Below are 6,388 nucleotides of genomic sequence, written 5' to 3' on the forward strand. Positions count from 1 at the left end.
ATTAGATCACCCATTCGGCGGCGTCGGGATCGGCCGGCTTCAATGTCAGGTCGGGACGAACGGTCGGTCCGAGTGCTCGCACGCGGTCCTTGATGTGACCGGGTCGCGGGCCGTCAGCTGTAAGCTCACCAGCGATGATATAGGGCGAGTTAACCCTACGAGCAGCCTCTTCACGGTGGAGAATTGCTTCGCCCTGATCGCCAACGTCGGCGGCATCTTTGATGAGCCGTGACCAGTCGAGGCCGGTCCACCAGATAACGTCGCCGGTCTTGAGATCATTTCCGGTCAATATATTCATGCGACAACTCCCGCCATTTGAGCAAATTCCCGAAACTTGTCTTCGGCATCGCCATATCTTACGACTTCGCCGACGACGAGAAGCGCAGGGCTTTGGATATTCTCACGGCGGACAAGGTCGCCGAGATCGGTCAACAATGTTCGGAGTGCACGGAAATTATTGCGTGTACCATTTTCCAGCACTGCTACCGGCAGATCGGGCGAAGCGCCGTCGGCGATCAGTTTCTCGACAATCGCTTCGGCATTGGCAACGCCCATATAGATTACCAGAGTGCGGCCTTTGCCTGCCAGACCGGACCAGTTCTGGTCGGACAAACCCTTGCACTGGCCGGCGACGAAAGAAACCGCGCTGGAGGCATCGCGATGGGTCAGCGGCATGCGGGCCTGTGCGGCGCAGCCAAGCGCGGCGCTGATGCCCGGAACGACTTCCACGGCTACGCCAGCGGAGATACAATCGTCCGCCTCTTCACCGCCGCGTCCGAAAATGAAGGGATCGCCGCCTTTGAGGCGGACAACCAGATGGCCCTTGGCCGCTTCGGTTACTAGGATGTTGTTGATCTGGTCCTGAGAAACGCTGTGCAGGGACCGCTTCTTGGCGACCGAAATGCGGCGTGCAGCAGGTGATGCCAAGGCGAGAATCTCGCGGCTAACCAGACCGTCATGGACGATCACATCAGCGCGTTCGAGCAGCTTCGCGGCTTTCAGCGTCAGCAGATCGGGATCGCCGGGTCCGGCGCCGACCAGATAGACCTTGCCCGCCGGGGTGGTCTTGTTTGAAATATTTTCCATGAGGGTGATATGCCCGCATCGATCGGAATGTTCAAAACAGAAGTTTTTGGGGCTGCCTAAGCTTAGCTATTTTGAAGGTGCCGGTCGCTTGTGGTCGCCGTTTCACTCGTCTTTGAGTCCGATGCCGATCGAGGCCTTGAGATGCTCGGCCTCAAGTGAAACGACCGGATAGGCACAATAATCGGCTGCATAATAAGCGCTGGGTCGATGGTTGCCCGATAGGCCGATGCCGCCAAAGGGGGCTTCGGAAGAAGCGCCCACGGTCATCTTGTTCCAGTTTACGATACCAGCGCGGCTGTTGGACCAATATTGGTCATATTGCTGGGCAGTGCCGCCGATCAGGGCAGACGATAGTCCGTAGCGGGTGTTATTGGCCTCGGCGATAGCTTCTTCAAAATCGCTGACCCGGATGACCTGCAAGATTGGTCCAAACAATTCGATATCCGGGCGCTCCGGCATGTCTGTCACGTCGATTATGCCAGGTGTGAGAAAAGGGCGCCCGTCAATCGGTCTCGCCATATGTTTGATCGGCTTGCCGCCATGACTCATCAGGGCCAGAAAACTCTCGGTCAGGCCATCGGCGGTTTCATTGTCGATCACCGGCCCCATGAACGGGGCAGGGCTGGCGAAGGGTTCGTCGATAATCAGGCGATCGGCAATCCGCTTCACCTCTCTGACAATGCCATCGTAAAGCGTGTCTCTGACAATCAGCCTGCTTGCGGCCGAGCAACGCTGACCGGCCGTTAAAAAGGCGGACTGGACAATCAGGATGGCGGCGCTGTGGATATCCTGGGTATCCCACGCAATGATTGGATTATTCCCTCCCATTTCGAGAGCGAGTATCTTTTCCGGACGGGATGCAAACTGCCGGTTTAACGCGATGCCGGTCCTTGCGGAGCCGGTGAACAACACACCGTCCAGTCCGTCATTGGCTGTCAGTTTCATTCCCGTCTCCGGGCCACCGTGCAAGATATTGATCACGCCGGTCGGTAGACCGATCTTGGTGAATGCATCAACCAGATACTGACCAACGGCAGGGGTCTTCTCGGACGGTTTGAAAACAATGGTGTTGCCTGCGATCAGAGCTGGAACAATATGTCCATTGGGCAAATGGGCTGGAAAATTATAGGGGCCGAGTACGGCCAGAACGCCATGCGGTTTGTGACGCAAGGCCGCCCGCATATTGGGCTGGCTGGGCAATTGCCGTTGCGGCGTTCGCTCGGCAAAAGCTTTCACCGAGATATCGATTTTTTTGACCACCGAATCAACTTCGGTGCGGGATTCCCATATCGGCTTGCCGGTCTCGCGTGAAATCAGTTCAGCCAGTTCGTCGCCCTGGGTGCGAATGCGGTTGGCATAGCGTCGGATGATCTCGATGCGTTTGACCACTGCCATCGAAGCCCAGCCGGGCCACGCTTCGCGCGCTCGATCAACCGCTGCATCTGCGTCTCCGCTGGTGCCGGTCCACAAAGTAGCTCCGGTTGCTGGTTCTGTTGATATCAGGTCGGTCAAGATTGCCTCGGTTTTCTACGCTTATCTCGTTCAAAAGATGGATATATGGGGATTTCTCACGATAGATCATAGCCCCAAAAAATGCAGAAGCCTCATGGTTAATGTGTTCATCCTGCTCTTTTTACAAAGTGCACTTGTCACCCTTTGCGCAAGGCTTCGCCCATGTCACGAATATCATTAATTTTTCTGAACAATGTCGACCAATTATCTGCTTGAGCGATATCGGCCCAGATCGATTCAACCTCCTCGATATGCATCGAGCAGGGCCCGGGTTTGCGCCAATATTCGCTGATTGGCTCTCGTGAGCGCGAACGCTCGCCGATCAACGCGCAAAATTCGGAAAAACTGGATGAATCATGCTCCGGTTCCGCGAGGTTCGTGGTTCTGCCCCAATCGAAGAAAAACCGATCAATCTGGACCGTTTTTTCTGCCAATCCCTTTTCCCCGGCGACCACCAGATCGCGATCCGCTTCAAAACCCTCTGACTTGACGCCCAGCCTCCAGCAGAAATGCTCGGTGAAGGCTTTGCCATAGGCTTTGGGAAAGCCTTCCAGCGTCGCAACCAGCGGTTCGCTGTCCGAGACAAGGCGAAGGGCGCTGGCCAGTTGGGCAAGGTTCCAGTGCAGTGCTTCCGGTTGGCGAGCGAAGCAATATAGTCCTTCATGGTCGAAATAGGCAGCGGTAAAACCGGGTTCCCAATAAGGCGTGAAGCGCCAGGGGCCGTAATCGAAGCTTTCACCGGTTATGTTGATATTGTCGGTATTCAGCACGCCGTGGACAAAACCGGCCGTCATGTAGGCGCCAGCCAGTTTCGCGACTTCTTCCGCTACTCTGGCGAAGAATTCCGCCACCGGTTCATCGGTCTGCACCCCGCCATAATATTGTTCCAGGCAATATTCGACAAGTTGCAGCATCAGCGCTTCATTCTTCTCGTAGGCGATGCGCTGGAAGGTCCCGATCCGTATATGGCCGTGACTCAGTCGGGTCATTACCGCCGAGCGAGTCGGGGAGGGTTCGTCGCCGCGCGATAATTTTTCTCCGGTTTCGACGACCGAGAAAGTTTTCGAAGTGTTGACGCCAAGCGCCTCGAGCATTTCCGTTGCCAGAATTTCGCGGACCGCACCTTTCAGGGTGAGCCGGCCATCGCCGGACCTGCTCCACGGCGTCGTGCCCGAGCCCTTGGTCCCCAAGTCCATAAGTCGTTGCTCGTGATCGCGAAGTTGCGCGAACAGAAAGCCCCGGCCATCACCGATTTCAGGATTATAATTGCGGAACTGATGGCCGTGATAGCGCAACGCCAGAGGGGGATCGAGATTATCGGCAAGCGGTTCGAACCGTCCGAAATGTGATAGCCACTCTTGCTCGTCCAGCGCGTCCAGCCCGACGCTCTGGTCCCATCGATCATTTCTAAATCGCAAAATATGGTCGGGAAAATCGGCGGCCGCCGCCGGATCGCCGATCTTTTCTCCCAATTTTGTGATTTGGACATCCGGCTGATAGTTGGTCTTGCCGGGTTCGGATTGCGGTTTATATGGCATTTCCCCTCAGTGGCGGCTAATCGGTTGCGCAGCAAGTGGGAAGAGGGGATGAAGCGCAGCATGAGCGAAGAAAAATCTTATCAGGACCTTTACTGGGAATCCGACGACGGGCTGAAGTTGCACGCCTATGACTATCCCTCGGACAGCGGTAAAACACCGATTATTTGCGTACCCGGATTGACCCGCAACGCCCGCGATTTTCAGCATCTTGGTGCGGAATTCCCCGGTGCGCGCCGGATCATCATGCTTGACCTACGCGGCCGCGGTATGAGCGAATATTCCAAGGACAGCAGCACCTATAATCCCAAGCAATATGTTTCGGATATCATCATGCTGATGGATGAACTGAAGATTTCGAAAGCAATTTTCTTTGGTACATCGCTGGGTGGCATCGTCACCATGATCATGGCCAAAATGCACCCGGAACGAGTGGCTGGCGCGTTGCTGAACGACATCGGTCCGGAACTCGATCAGCAGGGCCTCGACCGGATCGCGTCCCATGTCGGGCAGGGGCGCAGTTTTGACACCTGGGCCCATGCTGCTCGCGATATGGCGGAAAATAGCAGCGACATATTCCCGGATTTCACACTGAAAGACTGGATCGCCTTCGCCAAGAAGCTCTACCGGATGAACAGCTCTGGCAGGGTCAAGTTGGACTATGACATGAAAATTGCCGAACCGTTTTCCAGCAAAGGCGGCGGCAGTGGCGCTTTGTGGAATGCGGTCGAGAATATGAAAGATATTCCTACCCTCATCCTGCGCGGTGAGCTGTCAGACCTGTTCAGCGAGCGGGTTGCCGGTGAGATGCTCGAAAAACTGGACAAGGCCGAGTTGGTCACGGTCCCGCGCGTTGGTCATGCTCCTACGTTGGAAGAGCCCGCCTCGCTTGACGCGATCCATCAATTGCTCCACCGCTTAGACTGAATAATTTTCAGACAGCCTAACATGAAGATCACATGAAACCTGCAAAGATCCTGCATCTCCACAGTACGTTCAATCTGGGCGGCAAAGAAGCGCGCGCCGTCAGATTGATGAATCATTTCGGCTCCGCTGCCGACCACGTTATATTGTCCGCCGAGCCCGACAGCCTGTCCGCGCGCGACGCGATTGATAGCGGGATAAAGGTAGATTTTCCTAAAGACGCACCGTCGCTCGCGGGGAAGCCATCGTTGAAGCGTTATCGTGAGTTTGTCAGTTACTTCCGGCAGTTTGATCTGATCCTGTCCTATAATTGGGGTTCGATGGACGGCGTGATGGCACGGACGCTTTTTTCCCGTGTGGGAGGCCTGCCACCTCTGATCCATCACGAAGACGGATTTAACGAGGACGAACAGCAGAAGCTCAACTGGAAGCGAAACTGGTTCCGCAAATTTGCTCTGGGAGATGCAAAGGCGCTGGTCGTACCATCAGAACGATTATCTGCAATCGCCAGAGATGTCTGGAAGCAGCCTGAGCAGAAAATTCAGCGCATCCCCAACGGGATCGATGTGAAGCGCTTCACGAAAAAACCACAGCGGGGCGCTTTGCCGGGATTTACCAAGCGCGACGGTGAAGTTGTCGTCGGAACGGTGGCCGGACTGCGGGCAATCAAGAATCTGCCCCGGCTGGTGCGAGCCTGTGCGGCAGCGGGAGATAATGTCCGGCTGGTAATCGTGGGTGAAGGTCCGGAGAAAGCGACGATATTGGCCGAGGCCCAGCGTGTAGGTCTTGGTGACCGCTTATTGATGCCGGGCTTCATGGCCGATCCGGCCCGCTATATCGGTCTGTTTGATATTTTTGCCCTGTCATCGGACAGTGAACAATTTCCGATCTCGCTAATCGAAGCAATGGCCGCTGGCTTGCCGGTTGCGGCGACCGACGTTGGCGACATAAAATCGATGGTGTCTCAGGCCAATCAGGGTTTTATCAAACCGGTTGCCGATGAATCGAAATTTCAGGAATCGCTTACCACTCTGGTTCAGCATCAACAGTTACGCGAAGACCTCGGCCAGCAGAACCAGCTAAAGGCGCAGGCTGAATATAACGAGAGCAAGATGCTGGCCCGATACAGCCTGCTTTATGGCCATGCGCTGGGGCGCGCAGATTTTGGTGCGGCTAAATAACGCAATTCATAACAGAGTTTTTGCGAGCATTTTTGTCTGCCGCCGTCTATATCGATTTTGGTGAAAATAGGAGATTTCGTTGTTCAAAGGCTTAAAACCCATCCAGTATAATGGTCAGGAAGTATGGCCTTTGATCGAGGGTGGAAAAGG

Annotated in this window: 6 protein-coding genes; 2 read left to right on the forward strand and 4 right to left on the reverse strand. The window is 55.3% G+C overall.

What is annotated here, in order from left to right; all coding sequences use genetic code 11:
* Window position 1: 1 nt before the first annotated feature.
* The 4 genes from V7680_RS09490 to V7680_RS09505 form a co-directional block, all read right to left on the reverse strand.
* Window positions 2-298, reverse strand: a complete 297-nt coding sequence (locus V7680_RS09490; protein WP_335653052.1) for a DUF2849 domain-containing protein — start codon at window positions 296-298, stop codon at window positions 2-4.
* A complete protein-coding gene (gene cobA, locus V7680_RS09495; protein WP_335653053.1) occupies window positions 295-1,086 on the reverse strand; it encodes a uroporphyrinogen-III C-methyltransferase in 792 nt (263 codons plus the stop codon). The genes V7680_RS09490 and cobA overlap by 4 nt, the downstream gene beginning before the upstream one ends.
* A gap of 102 nt (window positions 1,087-1,188) precedes the next feature.
* Complete coding sequence (gene astD, locus V7680_RS09500; protein ID WP_335653057.1) at window positions 1,189-2,601, reverse strand: succinylglutamate-semialdehyde dehydrogenase; 1,413 nt, start codon at window positions 2,599-2,601, stop codon at window positions 1,189-1,191.
* A 134-nt stretch (window positions 2,602-2,735) separates the two neighbouring features.
* On the reverse strand, window positions 2,736-4,136 hold the full coding sequence (locus tag V7680_RS09505; RefSeq protein WP_335653054.1) for a protein adenylyltransferase SelO family protein: 1,401 nt from the start codon (window positions 4,134-4,136) through the stop codon (window positions 2,736-2,738).
* A gap of 60 nt (window positions 4,137-4,196) precedes the next feature.
* Here V7680_RS09505 and V7680_RS09510 point away from each other — a divergent pair, with 60 nt between their 5' ends.
* Together V7680_RS09510 and V7680_RS09515 are read left to right on the forward strand one after the other, a co-directional pair.
* Window positions 4,197-5,060: an alpha/beta fold hydrolase gene (locus tag V7680_RS09510; protein WP_335653055.1), complete on the forward strand. Its 864-nt coding sequence runs from the start codon at window positions 4,197-4,199 to the stop codon at window positions 5,058-5,060.
* Between the two features lie 32 nt (window positions 5,061-5,092).
* Window positions 5,093-6,238: a glycosyltransferase family 4 protein gene (locus V7680_RS09515; RefSeq protein WP_335653056.1), complete on the forward strand. Its 1,146-nt coding sequence runs from the start codon at window positions 5,093-5,095 to the stop codon at window positions 6,236-6,238.
* Window positions 6,239-6,388 lie beyond the last annotated feature (150 nt).

The sequence above is a fragment of the Parasphingorhabdus sp. genome (assembly GCF_036963705.1).
Lineage (GTDB): Bacteria > Pseudomonadota > Alphaproteobacteria > Sphingomonadales > Sphingomonadaceae > Parasphingorhabdus.

Excerpts from the sequence above, each read along its gene's own strand:
- V7680_RS09510 (WP_335653055.1), top strand. The coding sequence starts at position 4,197 with ATGAGCGAAGAAAAATCTTATCAGGACCTTTACTGGGAATCCGACGAC.
- V7680_RS09490 (WP_335653052.1), bottom strand. The coding sequence starts at position 298 with ATGAATATATTGACCGGAAATGATCTCAAGACCGGCGACGTTATCTGG.
- V7680_RS09515 (WP_335653056.1), top strand. The coding sequence starts at position 5,093 with ATGAAACCTGCAAAGATCCTGCATCTCCACAGTACGTTCAATCTGGGC.
- cobA (WP_335653053.1), bottom strand. The coding sequence starts at position 1,086 with ATGGAAAATATTTCAAACAAGACCACCCCGGCGGGCAAGGTCTATCTG.
- V7680_RS09505 (WP_335653054.1), bottom strand. The coding sequence starts at position 4,136 with ATGCCATATAAACCGCAATCCGAACCCGGCAAGACCAACTATCAGCCG.